This window comes from Sulfurimonas sp., from assembly GCF_050296975.1.
Taxonomy (GTDB): Bacteria; Campylobacterota; Campylobacteria; order Campylobacterales; family Sulfurimonadaceae; genus Sulfurimonas.
On sequence record NZ_JBNKRX010000028.1, the window covers coordinates 1 to 17476 of the forward strand.

The 17476-nt window shown below is 35.0% G+C and carries 14 protein-coding genes and 1 pseudogene; 8 read left to right on the plus strand and 7 right to left on the minus strand.

Annotated elements, in window-relative coordinates; translation table 11 throughout:
• The 4 genes and pseudogenes from ACQY56_RS08465 to ACQY56_RS08480 form a co-directional block, all read left to right on the plus strand.
• Positions 1 to 961 (plus strand): annotated as a pseudogene (locus ACQY56_RS08465) (type VI secretion system Vgr family protein); the annotation flags it as partial.
• Between the two features lie 16 nt (positions 962 to 977).
• A complete protein-coding gene (locus ACQY56_RS08470; protein WP_428738170.1) occupies positions 978 to 2093 on the plus strand; it encodes an SEL1-like repeat protein in 1116 nt (371 codons plus the stop codon).
• Positions 2086 to 4689 carry a phospholipase effector Tle1 domain-containing protein gene (locus ACQY56_RS08475; RefSeq protein ID WP_428738171.1) on the plus strand — a complete coding sequence of 868 codons (2604 nt, stop codon included), beginning with the start codon at positions 2086 to 2088 and terminating at the stop codon, positions 4687 to 4689. The genes ACQY56_RS08470 and ACQY56_RS08475 overlap by 8 nt, the downstream gene beginning before the upstream one ends.
• Positions 4690 to 4691: 2 nt before the next feature.
• Complete coding sequence (locus tag ACQY56_RS08480) at positions 4692 to 5000, plus strand: hypothetical protein (protein ID WP_428738172.1); 309 nt, start codon at positions 4692 to 4694, stop codon at positions 4998 to 5000.
• A gap of 3 nt (positions 5001 to 5003) precedes the next feature.
• Here ACQY56_RS08480 and ACQY56_RS08485 read toward each other — a convergent pair whose 3' ends face one another.
• The 7 genes from ACQY56_RS08485 to ACQY56_RS08515 all read right to left on the minus strand — a co-directional run bounded on the left by ACQY56_RS08485 (position 5004) and on the right by ACQY56_RS08515 (position 12541).
• On the minus strand, positions 5004 to 5573 hold the full coding sequence (locus ACQY56_RS08485) for a ComF family protein (RefSeq protein ID WP_428738173.1): 570 nt from the start codon (positions 5571 to 5573) through the stop codon (positions 5004 to 5006).
• Between the two features lies 1 nt (position 5574).
• A complete protein-coding gene (gene lepA / locus ACQY56_RS08490; RefSeq protein ID WP_428738174.1) occupies positions 5575 to 7365 on the minus strand; it encodes a translation elongation factor 4 in 1791 nt (596 codons plus the stop codon).
• 9 nt (positions 7366 to 7374) lie between these two features.
• The gene (locus tag ACQY56_RS08495; protein ID WP_428738175.1) at positions 7375 to 8301 is read right to left on the minus strand and encodes a ribose-phosphate pyrophosphokinase; all 927 of its coding nucleotides are present in this window, start codon (positions 8299 to 8301) and stop codon (positions 7375 to 7377) included.
• A 71-nt stretch (positions 8302 to 8372) separates the two neighbouring features.
• Complete coding sequence (locus ACQY56_RS08500) at positions 8373 to 8771, minus strand: Fur family transcriptional regulator (RefSeq protein ID WP_428738176.1); 399 nt, start codon at positions 8769 to 8771, stop codon at positions 8373 to 8375.
• A 61-nt stretch (positions 8772 to 8832) separates the two neighbouring features.
• A complete protein-coding gene (gene holA / locus ACQY56_RS08505) occupies positions 8833 to 9795 on the minus strand; it encodes a DNA polymerase III subunit delta (protein WP_428738177.1) in 963 nt (320 codons plus the stop codon).
• Positions 9788 to 11722, minus strand: a complete 1935-nt coding sequence (locus ACQY56_RS08510) for an RNB domain-containing ribonuclease (protein ID WP_428738178.1) — start codon at positions 11720 to 11722, stop codon at positions 9788 to 9790. Before ACQY56_RS08510 ends, holA begins: the two co-directional genes overlap by 8 nt.
• Before the next feature lie 18 nt (positions 11723 to 11740).
• Positions 11741 to 12541 (minus strand): HDOD domain-containing protein, encoded by an 801-nt coding sequence (locus ACQY56_RS08515; RefSeq protein WP_428738179.1) that lies wholly within the window; start codon positions 12539 to 12541, stop codon positions 11741 to 11743.
• 125 nt (positions 12542 to 12666) lie between these two features.
• Here ACQY56_RS08515 and ACQY56_RS08520 point away from each other — a divergent pair, with 125 nt between their 5' ends.
• The 4 genes from ACQY56_RS08520 to purL all read left to right on the plus strand — a co-directional run bounded on the left by ACQY56_RS08520 (position 12667) and on the right by purL (position 17203).
• A complete protein-coding gene (locus ACQY56_RS08520) occupies positions 12667 to 12993 on the plus strand; it encodes a hypothetical protein (protein WP_428738180.1) in 327 nt (108 codons plus the stop codon).
• Positions 12994 to 12996: 3 nt separating this feature from the next.
• A complete protein-coding gene (locus ACQY56_RS08525; RefSeq protein WP_428743746.1) occupies positions 12997 to 13521 on the plus strand; it encodes a GreA/GreB family elongation factor in 525 nt (174 codons plus the stop codon).
• A 70-nt stretch (positions 13522 to 13591) separates the two neighbouring features.
• Positions 13592 to 14923 carry a hypothetical protein gene (locus ACQY56_RS08530; RefSeq protein WP_428738182.1) on the plus strand — a complete coding sequence of 444 codons (1332 nt, stop codon included), beginning with the start codon at positions 13592 to 13594 and terminating at the stop codon, positions 14921 to 14923.
• Between the two features lie 63 nt (positions 14924 to 14986).
• A complete protein-coding gene (gene purL / locus ACQY56_RS08535) occupies positions 14987 to 17203 on the plus strand; it encodes a phosphoribosylformylglycinamidine synthase subunit PurL (RefSeq protein ID WP_428738183.1) in 2217 nt (738 codons plus the stop codon).
• The last annotated feature ends 273 nt before the right edge of the window (positions 17204 to 17476 follow it).

Consider the following 17476-nt stretch of genomic DNA (forward strand, 5'->3'; position numbering starts at 1 on the left):
AGGATTACTCCACCAATATGTCCATAAAGATGTAAAACAAAAATATCTCAGCAATGTATTTATCCAAGTGGGTAAAGAGTATAGACTAGATGTCACAGAGGCGTACCATGTCAAATCAAAAAGTGAAAAACATACAACAGGCACTTTTGAAATACTAGCACAAGACGGAATAAGTCTAAAATGTGGTGGAAGTGTACTTACAGTTGATGGAAGCGGAATCCATCTAAAAGCACCAAATGTAGATACAGCATCAGGTAATGGTGGTGTAAGTGCTACAGAAGTAGAGAAACGAAAAATAGATAAACCAGCCTACAACAAAGTAAGAGTAACAAACCTTAGCGTAAATGTAGAAAAACAAGAAGATATAACAGATATACTTACATTTACAGCAGAAGTTGAAGTGTATGAAGATGATGCTTGGGTAGCAAAAACAGAACTCACAGATACACAAAAATCACAAGTAGTCTGGGCATTTGTAAAAAATAACAATAGTGATGATAAAGATATACTCTCAGATAACCCAATAGAAGATACTATAACAGAGGATGGTCTAACCATGACTGTAAATATCCAAGAGGATAATATCTTCAAATACGCACATGTTCATTGTTATGTGGCAAACTCTGATGAAGAGGGGTATGCTATAAGTGAGTTGAAACGTTATCTTGAAGTAGAAGATATTGTAACTGAATATGTCTCACAAGAAGAGGGTGAATGTAACGCTATTCTTAACGTAGAAGAACCAAGAGAGGATGAAATTGCGCAGATAAGATGGGATATTGAAGAGAAGAATAAAGCAGACTATAACGGAAAAGATGTAATCACTCATAACCTTAAAGAAGAAAAAGTGCACGAGATTAACTTTATGGCTTATATTGATGGTAAAATAGAGGATGCTGCTCACACTTCACTTGTTCATGATGAAAGAGTTGAGCAAGAAGTAAAAAATAATACTAAATAATTTAGGAAACTTTACTATGCAACAACTTTTAAAAATTTTTATACTCTTTTTCTTTTTTGTATTTTTAACTACTAGTTATGCTGACGAAGCTATAAAACTTCAAAAAAGCACCTACAACATAGATCAATGTAACAAAGAGAGTTATACGTTAGATGATCTAAAAAGTTATGAAGCACTTATAGATCAAGGTAAACTGCAAGGGTATAACTGTGTAGCTCTATATTATTCAAGAAAAAATGATCTACAAAAAGCAAAAGAATACTTTGAAAAAGGTGCAGAAAAAGGAAGTATAGAATCTTATGCACAACTTGGAAGTTTATACTCTTCTGCATTTGGTCAACCAAATAAAGCTATTCCATACTATACAACAGCCGCAAATGCAGGTCATATAAAAGCTGCACACAACTTAGGTGTAGAGTACGATCGACAACTGAACTACAAACAAGCGCTTAAGTGGTACCAAAAAGCAGCTGATCAAGGAAATGTTTACTCCCTTTTAGCGGTAGGACATATCTATAGAAAACAACATAAGTATCCAGAAGCTATAGAAACATTTGAAAAAGTTGGTAAATTAGGAGAAGCTGGTGGATATGAAGCTTTAGCACTTTTTTATAAAACAGAAAAAGGTTATCAAGATTTTAATAAATCTGAAAAGTATGCGTTGAAAGCAGTCAAACTTGGAAGTATCAATGCCGTCTGGGGCTTAGGGACACTTTATGAAGATAATTTTAAAGACTATGATAAAGCAATCGAGTGGTATAAAAAAGGGGTTGAGTTAGGGAGTAAAGATTCCGTGACCCGACTAGGATATCTTTATAAAAATGTTTTAAAAGATCAAGAAAAAGGTCTCTATTGGTATAAACAAGGGTATGAAAAAGTGCAATGTGAGGATTGTGCGTTTAGCGCCGCTTTAACATACCAAGATTTAAAGAAGTATAACCAAGCTATAGAGTGGTTTTTAAAAGCGTATCAAGCTGGACAACAAGATGCAGCATATGGGCTTGGCTATCTTTATGAAACAGATTTAAAAGATAAAGAAAAAGCTATAGAGTGGTATAAAAAATCTTTAAAAACTACATCTAAATATGATGCAAAATACCATCTAAAAAAACTAGGAGCAAAAAATGAGTAACAGTATCTATGATGGTAGGGTATACTTTACAAGTAATGAGGGGATGCACTTTCAAGAGTTTTGTTCTGTAGATGATAAACCTCTTCAAGACGATAAAAAAGTACGCCTTGCTTATATGATCGTAAGTCTTAAAGAGACCGAGGAGTTAGTAGGTAAAGATGAAACAGATAAAGAGAAGATCTTAAAACAGGCAAAAGACAAATACGCTCCATACCTCACAAAAGCGATCGAAAAAGAGAGTGAAGGTTTAGTACTCAACGCTTTAACTACACTCAATGAAGTTCCAGTTGAAAAAAAACTTGTAAAACTTACACAAGCAAGTTTAAAACAAGTAAAATCTTACGGAACTGTTTTAAAGTCTAAAAAATATACACACGCGTATGAAAACCTAGAGGATGTTCTCAAAGTAAACGATACCCAAAAAAGTGTAGCTATTTTACCTTTTACACGAACGTTAAGTGATGAGATACTTTATAAAGAGTTCTCATCTGCAAGTGAAGATCAAGAACCGCCAAAGTCTTACATCATCATCTCTATGCCTTATGTGTACAACCTTAAAAAAGCTTCAAAAACACAAGAGTTAGAAGTGACACTCTATGAAGATAAAACTACCATCTCTTATATGCCTGAACTGATAGTAGAGTATGGGATCTTTTATGACGGTACTAAAAACAATATGTACAATATTGACTTTTATAGGAACTTTAGTGAGTTTTTAAAAGAACCTGCTGAGGATATTTATAAAAATAAAGGGAAACCTCTTGAACCATTACCAATATGGAAATACGAAAAAATCCAAGACTACATTTTAAGAACTCCAAATCCAAAACTCTCCCCAGAAACAATTAAAATCATCATCTCTCAAATAGATGAGAAAAAAAATATACGCTACTTTGATGAAAAGTCTAACTTGGATGAAAATGACGAGGTAGCTTTTAAAACAGTGCTGGAGAGCACAAAAGCTGATCATGCCAAAGAGGTGTTTGAGTATTTGGTAGATGTAAAGAATGGGAAAGAAAAGGTTGATGAAGGAACAGTTGGAAAGTTTGTTCAAGATAAGATACTTCCACAAGATGGCGATAGCAGTTTTACAAATGGTAAAACAAATATAGAGAGACTTTACCATGTCTATGATGGCGATGATGTTAAAAACAATAAAGATGCACTTCCAGTAACTAGATTTAAACTTTATGAGAGTGGTTCGGGGACACATAACCCTTATGTAGATGAGGGGTATGAATCTGATAACGCTCTTTTTGGACTAGGAACAGGTGAGGATGAAACAGGGGTTATAGCCCATATCGTCTATAGTTGTGAAAAGATAGCTGATCAACTAAGAAGTACAAATATTACCCATATAGATGAGTTGGTACTTGATGTATTTGGTTTTTCGCGCGGGGCTACATCCGCAAGACACTTTATCTGCTCTATACTTAAAGATACTGAACTAGTACCAAATGGAAATAGAGAATATAGTGTAAAAATGAAAGAGGGCAAAGATATGTTTGAACCTTTTTATGGTGCCGATGGATATATAGTATTTGACGGGAAAGCATTTTATAACCCTTTGAAAACAGATGTAAAAGAGTATCGTCATGGAAAAGTTATACGAAGAAATCCTTTTTATAAAAAAGCACCTATCACTATAGACTCACTCTCATTTCGATTTGTTGGAATTTGTGATACTGTTACACATTATGGTATGGTGCAATCAAACGACTATAAAGACCTAAACATAGACTTTTTTGCAAATGATGGAGATAAAAAAGTGGGACAAATTGCCCATCTTATGGCAGATGATGAGTACAGATATAACTTTGACGCGTATTCTATATTTGAATCAGGTCAAGTTAAACATCAAAAAACTGTTAGAAATATTGCAAACAATACTATTCAATTTGAAGAGATAACATTCCCAGGTGCTCATGCAGATGTTGGCGGTGGGTACAATGTAGAGAGTGAAACTGTAAAAATAGGTATGATGCATGTTCGCAGTACTTCTATTTCAATGAGATTAAAGAAAAAAATTGAAGCATGGAATAATAAATACCATTGGATGGAGACTACAAATGTAGTCCAAGCTAAATCTCTTAAAGAGATTAAAGATGCTAAAGAAGACGGGTTTTATTGTATTATCATAGAAGCACATCAACCATATGCTAACTTTGTCACTTATGTCCCTCCTGTTCACACAGCATTTATTTATATGCATAAAAAACAAGTTGGCAATACTTATGAGCATGTTAGTCTTAAACTTATGCACAATAGAGCTGTATATAAAAATGTATATGATAGTGTAGAACAAGGGAGTGAAAAAGATGGTGTTGAAAGAGTTCCGTTTGGAAGTTTAAGCAACTATGATTTTTCAAAAGATACTGTTCTTGCTCAAGCATACAAAGAACTAAAAAGTAATATGCAATTAAAAGAAAAAAACCTTGCATTATATAAACAACTTAAACATAAATATCTTCACCACTCTTCCAATTATGCCGACTGGATTGTAAACCGCCCATCATCAGAAGATAAAGAGGATGGAGATTTTTACGGTAAACGTGTTATTTATACTGCTACAGGGACGAAATACACTAGAGGTTAAAAATGTATGAACTAGACCAAATAACCCGCTACCTAAGAAAATTCGAGCTAGATGAAGTACACATCCAAAGATGCTACGAGATGATACCTGACCCAGAGTCTAAAGTAGACTCAGGCGATAAACTCTACATTAAATGTGAAAGTGTTTATGACATCAACACTATAGGTTCTTTTATAGAAAATATCACAACAAATATAGATAAAGGCTACATTGTAGTAGCGATTAAAAAAACAGCTACACAGTTTAGCTATGTAAGTAAAATTCCTCGTATCGCTTTTTATGTGGTAGTTCTTAGTAAGATTATTAAATAGTAGTTATTTTTGTCTCATATCAACAAGACTGAGGCATAGTGAAACTCTTCCTTTGCCTAATTTGTTTATGGCTTGTTGGAGTGTTGCACCTGTGGTCACAATATCATCAACTAAGATGACTTGCTTTGCTTGAATACTTTTTATTTGAAAATCTCTTGGATTTGTTTCTCTGAAGTATTTTGATTTTCCTGAGTATGAGACTCTATTTTGAGCGCGAAGTTTGTTGTAAAGTGGTTTGATATTATAAGAGTTAAGATGTTTGTTTAAAATGGCAGTATGAGAATAACCACTGCGTATATGGTCATCGACTGCAATAGATACAAAGTTTTCATCTGTATGAAACTCCTCGGCAAATTTTTTAAATGAGAGTTCTGCCAAAATATTGTAGATATAAAACCCTAGATCGGTGTGTTTCGTATGAAGCAGTTTTTTAATATCATCGTATTTATAAAAAGAGATAAGTTCTATATTGTTTTGGAGTTTTCGTTTATATAAAGAGGGTTGTAAAAAGTTAGTTTGACATGAAGTGCAAATGTGTGAAAAAGAGAAATTTTCACACATTAAACATCGCATATTAGTCCATTTTAAGTACAGACATAAACGCTTCTTGAGGCAGTTGTACCTTGCCAATTGCTTTCATACGCTTCTTACCAGCTTTTTGTTTTTCTAGTAGTTTACGTTTACGAGTGATATCACCACCATAACATTTTGCAGTTACGTTTTTCCCTACAGATTTTACAGTTTCACGAGCAATAACTTGAGAACCAAGAGAAGCTTGAACAGCTACTTCAAAAAGTTGGCGAGGGATCAACTCTTTCATATTTTTCGTAAGTGCACGACCACGAGAGAGTGCTTGATTACGAGGGACTATAACACTTAGTGCATCTACCGCTTCCCCTGCAACTTTGATGTCAAGTTTAACAAGATCACCCTCTTTAAAATCAAGTGGTTCATAATCAAATGAAGCATACCCTTTTGAGATAGATTTGAGCGTATCATAAAAATCAACTACGATTTCATTCATCGGGATTTCATACTCAAGCATAACTCTATCTTCGTTAAGATAAGTCATTTTTGTTTGATTTCCGCGTTTGGTAACTAAAAGAGTGATGATATTTCCAAGGTATTCACTTGGAGTAATTACGGTTGCACGTACATATGGCTCAGTAATTTTGTCAATTTTTTGAACAGGTGGAAGTTCAGATGGGTTTTGTACCTCTATTTGAGTGCCATCAGTAAGATATACATGGTATACAACCGATGGTGCAGTAGCGATGAGGTCAAGATCAAATTCACGCTCTAAACGCTCTTTGATGACTTCCATATGAAGCATCCCTAAAAATCCAACCCGAAAACCAAAACCAAGAGCTATAGAAGTCTCAGGCTCATAAGAGAGTGAAGAGTCATTTAAACGTAGTTTGTCTAATGCCTCACGCAAATCTTCAAACTTATCTGTATCGATTGGATAAAGTCCAGCAAATACAAATGGTTTTGCTGGTTCATACTCACCAACAGGCTCAGTTGCTGGATTTTTAGCATCTGTTATCGTATCACCTACGTTGATTACACTTACATCTTTAAGCCCTAAAACTACGATTCCGATCTCTCCAGCATCAATAGTTTGTGTTTTTATTTTTGCTTTTGGATGTGGGTACATAAGATCAAGTACTTGATGCTCCTCTCCAGAACTCATAAGTTTGATAAGTTGATTTTTTTTGATTGATCCATCAAATACACGAACAAGTGCAAGTGCACCAAGATAGTTATCAAACCAGCTATCGTAAATGATCGCTTTTGTAGTGGCATCTGGATCACCAACAGGAGCTGGAACACGTTCAACTATAGCATCGATCAGCTCACGGATACCTATACCTGTTTTTGCACTTACAAGTACTGCATCAGTTGCATCGATCCCGATCGAAGTTTCAATCTCTTCTGCTACACGTTCAGGTTCCGCAGCTGGAAGGTCGATCTTGTTAATCACGGGAATAAGTTCAAGATCATTTTCCATTGCCAAGTAAACATTTGCAATCGTTTGTGCTTCAACACCTTGTGCAGCATCAACTATTAAAAGCGCACCATCAGATGAAGCGAGAGATTTACTAACCTCATAAGAAAAATCTACGTGGCCCGGAGTGTCTATAAGGTTTAAGATATAGTGCTCACCATCTTTTACATAGTCAAGTCTAACAGATTGTGCTTTGATCGTGATTCCACGTTCTTGCTCAATATCCATAGTATCCATCATCTGTTTTGTGAGCTCTCTATCACTCACTGCACCACACTCTTGGATAATGCGATCGGCTAAGGTACTTTTACCATGATCGATGTGGGCTATAATAGAAAAGTTTCTAATATTTTTCAATGCTGTCCTCTACATAAACAGGCTGTTTACACTCTCGTTGTGGTAAACTCTACGGATTACTTCAGCGAAAAGTGGGGCTACTGTTAAAACTCTGATTTTAGAATGTGGTTTTGTTTCTAGTGTGTTTGTGATGATGAGCTCATCAAGTTCACCATTTGTTAGGTTATCGTAAGCTTTTCCACTGAGTACTCCATGCGTTGCACAAGCCATTACAGAATTTGCTCCTTTATTTTTAAGAGCAGTTGCAGCTTTTACCATAGTTCCAGCAGTATCTACCATATCATCAATCATAATTACATCATGACCTTCAACGCTTCCAATGATGTTCATAACTTCACTCTCATTTGCTTTTTCACGACGTTTATCAACGATAACCATCTCCAAGCCCATTCTACTAGCAAAGTATCTAGCGCGTGCAACACCACCAATATCTGGAGAAGCAATAATAGGGTTTTTTAAATTTTTTGATTTTATATATTGTTCAAAAGTGATACTTCCATACAGGTTATCAACTGGAATATCAAAGAAACCTTGGATTTGTCCAGCGTGTAAGTCGATTGTTACAACTCTATCAATTCCAGCTGTTTGATACATATCAGCTACAAGTTTTGCAGTAATTGGAACTCTTGGAGCAGCTTTACGATCTTGTCTTGCATATCCATAGTAAGGGACAACTGCTGTGATGCTTGAAGCAGAAGAGCGACGAAGTGCATCTGTCATGATAAGAAGTTCCATCAAATTGTCGTTAGATGGTGCACCAGTAGATTGTACTATAAATACATCACGACCACGAACAGATTCTGAGATTTGAACAGAGATTTCACCATCACTAAACTTTTTAACATCAGCTTTTGCTAATGGCACATCTAAAATAGAACAAATTTCCTTTGCAAAATCGACACTTGCAGTACCAGCAAAAATTTTATAACCACGCATAAATTAACCTTTTTTAAAATTAATGCGTGATTATACTCAAAGAGTTCTAAGAGGATGTTAAAAGAAAAAAGTTATTGACAGTTTTTGCAAAGACCAGATAAAACGACATCAACTTTTTTTATTTGAAAGTCTGTCTTTGCATCTAGATTTGTAATTGTAGAGAGGTCAATAGTAATATCTTCCACATGTCCACATTTTTCACATGCCATATGTGAGTGTGTCTCTTTTGTTAACTCATATACTGATTTGGCTTTAGGAATTTTCACCTCTTGAATAAAGGCAGATTCTATCATCAAATTTATATTTTTATAAATTGTAGCCAACGAAATCGAGTTGAATTTACTTAACAATATATCATAGAGTTTTTCTATAGTTAAGTGCCCATGAACCATCAAAGCATTCGTGATTTCAAGACGTTGAGGCGTTGCTTTTAGGTTGTGAGACCTTAACATTTCTGTATAATTTTCCATATTTGTATTGTACAATAGCTTTTATTAAATGATAATCATTATATTTTAACTAAAATGTTTTTTAAAGATTTTTTTGAAATTTTATAAGACTAGAGCGTAAAATCGCACCTTTATCTGTGTGGGTACTTTTCATTTTTAACTCACTTTTTAATAACAGTTCATGTAGTTTATAATAAGTTTGTGGTTTTATTTTTATAGCTTGGGCAGCTTTTGCATCTACTACAAACTTCGGTGCCGGATAACCTAAAATATCTAAGGCATTTGGAGTTCCATTTACACGAATGTAGATGTTAAACATATAAAGTTGAGTGATGTAAGATGTAAGCGTAGTTAAAATTCTAATCTCATCTTCACCATGTTCTAAGATATTTTGCAAATCTTCTGTGATATCTTTTTTTTCTAAGAGTTTTTTCATAAAATCTTCAAGATTTATCTCTCCTAAACCATACACAACATTGTCAATATCTTTTGTTGTTATCTCTCTATCAAACACAGCGAGTTTGTCTAGTTCATTAGCAGCTAATGCTACATCTGCATTGTGGGTATTGAGTAGATGTGAAACTGTGAATTTACCAATATTTATGTTCTTTTGGGATGCTAAAGAGAGGATGATATTTTGTGCTTCATACTCTTTTGGATTGAAAAAACGTACACTCATTGTTTTTGCATTAGCAAATCCTTTAGCATAAGCTTTATAATCACTTCCATAATAGGCATAGACAAAAACATTGTCTTGATTCTTTTCACATAAAGCGACGAGTGTTTCAAGCTCTTTTTTGTTGACTTTTTTTTCACTTTTAATGACTAAAACGTTATTGCCACCAAAAAGAGAGGCTTGTGAAAGATGTGCTTTTGCGGAGTTAAAATCATACTCATCGTAGTAAAAAGTTAGAGTGTTTGCATCATCGATATTTGTCATCATTTTTGTGTACATATCAATGAGAAAACTGCTTTCACCAAAAAAGACAAAACTGTTTGAAAGACTCTTATTTTGGATATGTTTGTCAAACTCTGCTTTATACATCAGCACGTCTCACAATAGTTGCAAATATTTTTGCACGAGCAATATCAACTTTGTCTAAACGAACAATGACATCTTCAAAAAGTACATAGTTATCGTGTGCTGTAACTTGAAGTTTTGCTCCAATAATTTCATCTTTAAGATCAGCTCTTAACTCTGGGTCAGTTGCTGTGATTTTTGCTTTAAATTCACGTCCAAGATTTTCATTTGCCCAACGCGCATATTTTCTAGCCATAAATTCCACTTCTATAGTACTTGCTTCGCGCTCTTTTTCACTAATTGCCATTGCTAAAGATTCGATGTTTCGTAAAACATAAGAGCCCTCAGCAGTATCACCTGCATTGATAGCTTTGAGTAAGCGGTGAACGATCAAATCACTATAACGTCTAATAGGAGATGTAAAGTGTGTATAACGCTCAAATCCAAGTCCAAAGTGCCCATAGTTTAGTGGAGAGTAACGTGCTTGCATCTGTGCACGGATGATTAAAGTATCGACTTCACTCTCTAAATCCAAATCACGTGCTTGTGCTTGGATAAACTCGATGGTTTCTTTAACAGTATCTTTGATCTCTATTTGTATCCCAATAGCAGATAATTCTTGATAAAGGAGTTGGAGTTTTGTTTGACTTGGTGGCTCATGAATCCTAAAAATTCCACGCTCATACCTAGAGGCCGCTTCTTTATTTGCTAAAAGCATACAATCTTCAATAAGCATATGTGATGGTGTTTCCTCTGCTTCGTATGTTGCAACTATATGATGATTTTCATCAAGCTCCATCTCAATCTCACTTGATCTAAAATCAAAACCTATTTGCAATCTTTTTTCACGTAGGGCATCTGTTACAGGCTTGAGTTGAGAGATCGCTTGAAGTACCTGTTTTTCATCAGCATTAGTAGCTTTTAATTTGCCCTCAAAAAATCTGTCGATCTCTTCGTAGTTAAAACGTCTTTTTGAATGGATAATCGCTTCATACACTTCGGAATGTATTACCTCTAAAGCATCAAGGTCAAGTTTCATCTCAAAAACATATGAAAGTCTGTCTTTGTGGGGTTGTAATGAACAAAGAGTTTCACTTAGTTGCCGTGGTAACATAGGGATAGAGCGATGTGGCAGATAGATCGAAAAACTTCTGTATATCGCTTCGTTATCTATAGGACCAAAAGGTTTTACATATTCACTCACATCTGCAATTGCTACATAAAGTGTTGTGTTCTCCTGATCCCAACAAATAGCATCATCAAAATCTTTTGCAGTAACAGGGTCAATTGTAGCAAATGGAAGTGAACGTAAATCACGACGTTTTGGATACTTAGAAGCATCAACCTCTTTAAATGATTGTGCGAGTTCCAACACCTCTTCATCAAACTCATCATGTTTATTAAATTGTGCAAGGACTATCTTTTCATCTACAAGTGGGTCATCGATATTTCCTAAAAACTCTAATACCTTGTTTTCATAATTGTCTACTTTGAAAACATCCCCTAAATTATGAGAGTTTAATTCATCAACACTAAATTCAGCACCTATAGGGTGATCTGTTTTGATATCTACTAACGATCTATGATCATATTTTTCAATAATGTAGCCGATTGAGTACGTTTGTTCTCGCCCAACAACTTCAGCGATAACAGCTGCAGGAGTTCCACGTTTTCCAAGTAATCTTTTTGCAATTATAAGATCACCCTCAGTTGCAACACCTATATCTTCGATAAAAAGGTCTTTAACATTTTCACCAATGACATGTAAATAAGCCGAACTTTGTTGTACAAGTCCTAAAGTACCTGCACGGTATTTTGAATGAAATTGATAAACATTGTTTTTACGAGTTAAATATCCTGCGGCATACCAAGGCTGTATAGTTTGTTGTTCATGTTCGGAGATATCTTGCTCACTCAGTCCATGAGTGAGCTTAATAAGTAAAGATTTCAAGCTTTTAAATCGTTGTAATTAAAAGTTTTCAAGTGCTTTTTCAAAGCTTTCTAAATCGAGTTCATATTGTTCGATCAACTCTTTTGCCGCTGCAATACTTGCATCTGTAATCACACCATTGATAGGTACTGCTACACGTACAACATGAAGTATTTTTGCTGCACGTTTTGTATCTTCATTTTCTGCTTTTTCAGGATCTTCACAATGCCCTATAACATCTATAAGGTTTGTCTCAAATTTCCATTGTGTAAAGATAGATGCACTTACTTCTGGTGTATCAACGCCTACGATTTCTCTCTCTGCTTCTTCAACATTTTGCAGCTCTTTTAAAGCATCACGAAACGCCTCTTGTTTTTCATCTGCAATCACCTGTTGAGCTATAAGTACTTTACCAATCTCAACTAAAAATGCCGCAGGTGAAAGTACACCCATCAGTTTGTTCTCTTTTCTTAAACACCATGCAGTTACAAGTCCATGTTGTTTTTTTGAAAGCATTGAAAACATATCGTCAGAGATACCATACGGTGAAAGATCAAGCGCAAAACTTTTTTTAACGATTGAAGCTAAGGCAAAACCACGAACAGTTCCCATACCAAAAAGTCCTACAGCTTGAGAGATTGCATTGATCTCACGAGAAAAACCGTATAGTGGAGAGTTTGCTGCTTTTAAAATATCTGCTGTTAAAAGGGGGTCTTGTTCTAAGATTTTCACCATATCATTAAAAGTACTATTAGGGTCTTGATAGACAGCTTCTATCTGCATTGCAGATTCTGGTAGTGGTGGAAGCTGTTTAATCTTTTTTAAAATTTCTTCTGTCATAGTGCTTGAGTCTCCAAAGTTTATATACTACAATTATATAACGAATAAATAAAATCAGACTGAATATTTACAAAAAACTGATATGATTTTTATCTTAATCAAATTACTAAAAAAGGACTTGTACTATGCATAATGATGCGATGCTAAGACAACTTGGATATGTGCCAAATTCATCATTGGTTAGCCAGTTTGAAACTATAAAAAACAACACAAAAGAGTATGCAAAAATTGAAAAGCATATCATGGATTTACATGATCATTTAAAAGTAAATAACTCTTATGTTGCACTTTCAAATTCAAAAGACTACTTGAAAATCAAAATCGAAGCGCAAACTGAAGCGTTGAATGAAGAAGCGCATGAAAAAGTGAAACATTTTAGTGATAAGTATAAAGTGCAAGTCGAAAAATTGCCACAAAAAGATACGTACTACATATTAGGGTTTGAACACTAATATATGCAAGAACCTATGAGCTTAGATGGGTATGACCTTCTTGTTGAAGAATTCAAGTTTTTACTTGAGATTGAAAAACCTAAAACTGCAGAGGAAAAAAGGGTCGCTGCTGCTTTAGGTGACCGTAGCGAAAATGCAGACTACCAAGCGGCAAAAGAGAAACTCCGTTTTATAGACAAACGCCTTTTTTATCTTGATAAAATGATCAAAGCCGCAACTGTGATCGACCCATCTACTCACTCTCATCAAAAAGTATCTTTTGGCAGTACGGTAACCATCGTAAATATTGATACCGATGAAGTTGAAAAATACACACTCTGTGGTGTACTAGAAAGCGAGATTGAAAATGGTCTGATCTCGATCCACTCTCCACTAGCAAAGGCTATGATCGGCAAAGAAGAGGGAGATGACTTTAAAGTGAAACTTCCCAAAGGTGTCAAAGAGTACGAGATCGAGTTGATCGAGTACATAAACATCTTCTCACTAAAAAAAAATATCCGCACTAAGAAAGATTTTTCTTTTCATTAGAACAGATTAGAACAAAATAAGTAATCGTTGTGTTATAATCTTTGTAATATTTTTTGTAGGAATCTTTGCTATGTATAAAAAAATCTTTCAAATACTAGTCTTCTTTATCACTTTTTCTACAGCAATTTATGCTGCAAATACAAATAATAAAGTAAATTATCAACAACAAATTTTTGAATTAAAATTAGAGATTGAGAAACTAAAACAAACGCAAAACTTACATACTGATAAAAAAATAGATGATTTGGAAAAAGCTCTTAAAGAACTTGAAATACGTATTAACAAAACATTAGATAAAGATATAGCTGTTCAAGATAAACGGATTAATGATATAAATGAAAGAACTGCTGTTCGGGATTACATAACAATGTGGCTAGGTATTGTTATAACAATACTTTTGGTAGGGGTTTCTGTAGCCACATATATAAGTTCATCAAATAAAGTAAAAGATTGGTTAGACGAGAGGGCAAAAAAGAAACTAGATCCATTACTAAAAGAGTATCTTAAACAAGTAAAAATTAAAGCAGATGAATCTTTGGCAATTTTGGAAAAAGAAGGTCAAAAAGTATTAAACGAGATAGATAACAAAGCTGAAGAACAAAGGCAAAAACATGATAAAGAGTATAAACAGCTTACTGATACAATAAAAAGTTTAACAACAAAAACTTCAGAAGAGATTGAAGCTGAAGCAGAAAGTTTGGGAGAGGATGATAGCAAATATACATTCAGTCAGTGGTATACAAAGTTTTTACAAAAGTATAAACAAAATGAATTTGTAGATGGTTTAGTATTTTTAGAAAATGCTTTACAAAAAGCAACATCTCAACAAGAAAAAATTGATGGTTTGTTTGCAAAAGGTGTTACATTAGGCACACTTGAACGTTCAGAAGAAGAAATAGAGGTGTATGATCAAGTTATTAAAGAGTTTAGAGGAAGTAAAAACGAAGTTCTATTGGAACAAGTTGCAAAAGCTATGGTTAATAAAGGTGTTAGATTAGGCACACTTGAACGTTCAGAAGAAGCAATAGAGGTGTATGATCAAGTTATTAAAGAGTTTAGAGGAAGTAAAAACGAAGTTCTATTGGAAAAAGTCGCAAGTGCTATAGGTAATAAAAATGAGATACTATTGATAAATAATAAAAAAATTATGGATATTAAATCAGTTAAAAAGTATATATATAATAAAAAAGATTTGATCAAATTGTCAATGATAGAGATTTTATATAATGCACAAACGGAATCACAAGATGATGAAGTAAAAAAATGGGAAGAAAACTATCAAAGTGGAGCCCTTGACGGATGGAGTTTTGAAGAACTTGACAAATGGAGTGATACTTTAGAAGGAGAAGTAGAAGCAAAAGTGAAAAAGTATTTAGAGGTATTTAAAGAAAAAGCACTTTAAAACTTTTTTTACCTCAGTTTTGATATAATCCGCATTTAAAAACCAAATTTTTAGGAACTATCCGTGAGCCAACAATTACCTGACATTGATACACAACTTGCCAACCACAAGTTAAGTCAAGAGGATTATAAACATATAAAAGAGATTTTAGGACGTGAGCCAAACTTAGTAGAGCTTGGTGTGTTTTCAGCTATGTGGTCTGAGCACTGTTCGTACAAATCTTCAAAAGTACACCTAAAAGGTTTTCCAACATCAGCTCCGTGGGTTATTCAAGGTCCAGGGGAAAATGCTGGTGTGATTGACATTGGCGATGGGTATGCTGCTGTATTTAAGATGGAGTCACACAATCACCCAAGTTTCATCGAGCCGTACCAAGGTGCTGCTACAGGTGTTGGTGGAATAATGCGTGATGTATTTACAATGGGTGCGCGTCCTGTTGCAAATTTAAATGCACTTCGTTTTGGTAATGTTTTAAACGATGACGATATCTCTAAACACCAACGTTATTTAGTGCGTGGTGTAACTGAGGGGATTGGTGGTTATGGTAACTGTATGGGAGTGCCTACTATTGGTGGTGAGACAAGTTTTGATGAGTGTTATAACGGAAATATTTTAGTAAATGCTTTTACGCTTGGTCTTGCAAAATCTGACGAGATTTTCTATGGTCGTGCTGAGGGGATCGGCAATCCAGTTTTATATGTTGGCGCAAAAACTGGTCGTGACGGTCTTGGTGGAGCTGTGATGAGTTCAGATAGTTTTACAGAAGAGTCAAAATCTCTTCGCCCTACAGTACAAGTGGGTGATCCATTTACTGAAAAACTTCTTTTAGAAGCATGTTTAGAGCTTTTCAAAACTGACTATGTTGTTGGTATTCAAGATATGGGTGCAGCTGGGCTTACATCTTCATCGTTTGAGATGGCTGGTCGTTCAGGCTCAGGGATGATTATGCATTTAGATAAAGTTCCTGCTCGTGAAGAGGGGATGACTCCGTATGACTTTATGCTTAGTGAATCACAAGAGCGTATGCTTCTTTGTGCTAAAAAAGGAAGCGAAGCAGAGATCATCAAGATTTTTGAAAAATGGGATCTTGATGCTGCGGTTATTGGTGAAGTAACAAATACTGGAAATATGGAGCTTTTCTGGCATGGAGAGAGAGTTGCTGAAGTTCCTGTTGATCCAGTTTCTGAAGAAGCACCAGAACTTAACCGTCCAATGAGTAGACCAGCTTACTTAGATGAGATCAAAGATACTACTATAAATGACTTTGCAAAAGTTTCAAACCAAGAAGCGTTTGAAAAATTAACTAAATCTATGGAAGTAGTTGACAAATCTTGGATCTATACGCAGTACGATTCAATGGTACAAACAAACACGGTAAAAAAAGGTGGGGAGCTTGATGCTTCTGTAATCCGTGTAAAAGAGAATGGTCGTGCTTTAGCTATGTCGGCTGACTGTAATGTTCGTTACTGTTTTATCGATCCAAGAGGCGGTGGGGCTGCTGCTGTTATTGAGTCTGGAAGAAACGTTGCAATGAGCGGTGCTCGTCCTTTAGCAATTACAGACTGTCTTAACTATGGTAATCCTGAAAATCCAGAGGTTATGTGGCAGTTTGGTGAAGGTTGTTTAGGGATCAAAGAAGCATGTGCTGAGTTAACTACGCCAGTTATTGGTGGAAACGTTTCACTTTATAATGAAACAAACGGCGTTTCAGTTTTTCCAACACCTTCGATTGCTACTGTTGGTGTGAATGATGACCAAAACAATGTACTTCTTTCAACTTTCCAAAATGAGGGTGATATCCTTTACCTTGTTGGTGAGTCAAAAAGTGAGTTTGGTGGTTCATTATATATGAAAGAGATCTGTGGCACAGTTGCAGGAACGCTTCCAGAAATTGACTACAAAAAAGAGCTTGCTCTTTGGGAATTAGTGATCGAAGCAAATAAAAAACACTTACTAGAGTGTGCTAAAGATGCATCAAGTGGTGGTGTAGCTATTGCATTAGCTAAAATGGCTGCAACTTCTGGTCTTGGATGTGACGTAACAATGTCTGTAGGTGATGAGCGTGACATCTTCGCTGAATCTTTCAGCCGTGCGATTGTTTCTGTAAAACCTGAAAATGCAGCTGCTTTTGAAGCAGAGGTAAACCAGTCTCTTGTATGTGAGAAAATTGGAACTGTTGGTGGCGATTCGATCAAAATCAATGATGTAACAATGTCTATGGCACAACTTCAAGATAACTACTTCAACACATTTAAACGTGTAATAGAAAGAGATTTATAGTCTCTTCTATTATATAGATAGCACACACCTTAAAAACTGCATATAAATTAATCAATTAAACTGCTTAAAAAATAATCAATTTTTTGTATTCAATCTCTTTTAGAAAGTATATAATTTTCGTACTTTATTTCTAAAGGATTAACATGAAGAAATGGCTAGTAGCGATGTTATTCGCATTACCAACATTGGCATTAGCAGAAGATGCGCCAACATTAGATACAGGTGATACAGCGTGGATGATGATATCAGCAGCATTAGTATTACTAATGACAC

Bases quoted from the DNA above. Each gene is read 5' to 3' on its own strand.
- ACQY56_RS08525 (WP_428743746.1), top strand. From the start codon at position 12,997: ATGCAAGAACCTATGAGCTTAGATGGGTATGACCTTCTTGTTGAAGAA.
- ACQY56_RS08500 (WP_428738176.1), bottom strand. From the start codon at position 8,771: ATGGAAAATTATACAGAAATGTTAAGGTCTCACAACCTAAAAGCAACG.
- ACQY56_RS08495 (WP_428738175.1), bottom strand. From the start codon at position 8,301: ATGCGTGGTTATAAAATTTTTGCTGGTACTGCAAGTGTCGATTTTGCA.
- ACQY56_RS08475 (WP_428738171.1), top strand. From the start codon at position 2,086: ATGAGTAACAGTATCTATGATGGTAGGGTATACTTTACAAGTAATGAG.
- holA (WP_428738177.1), bottom strand. From the start codon at position 9,795: ATGTATAAAGCAGAGTTTGACAAACATATCCAAAATAAGAGTCTTTCA.
- ACQY56_RS08485 (WP_428738173.1), bottom strand. From the start codon at position 5,573: ATGCGATGTTTAATGTGTGAAAATTTCTCTTTTTCACACATTTGCACT.
- ACQY56_RS08520 (WP_428738180.1), top strand. From the start codon at position 12,667: ATGCATAATGATGCGATGCTAAGACAACTTGGATATGTGCCAAATTCA.
- ACQY56_RS08470 (WP_428738170.1), top strand. From the start codon at position 978: ATGCAACAACTTTTAAAAATTTTTATACTCTTTTTCTTTTTTGTATTT.
- ACQY56_RS08480 (WP_428738172.1), top strand. From the start codon at position 4,692: ATGTATGAACTAGACCAAATAACCCGCTACCTAAGAAAATTCGAGCTA.
- ACQY56_RS08515 (WP_428738179.1), bottom strand. From the start codon at position 12,541: ATGACAGAAGAAATTTTAAAAAAGATTAAACAGCTTCCACCACTACCA.
- ACQY56_RS08530 (WP_428738182.1), top strand. From the start codon at position 13,592: ATGTATAAAAAAATCTTTCAAATACTAGTCTTCTTTATCACTTTTTCT.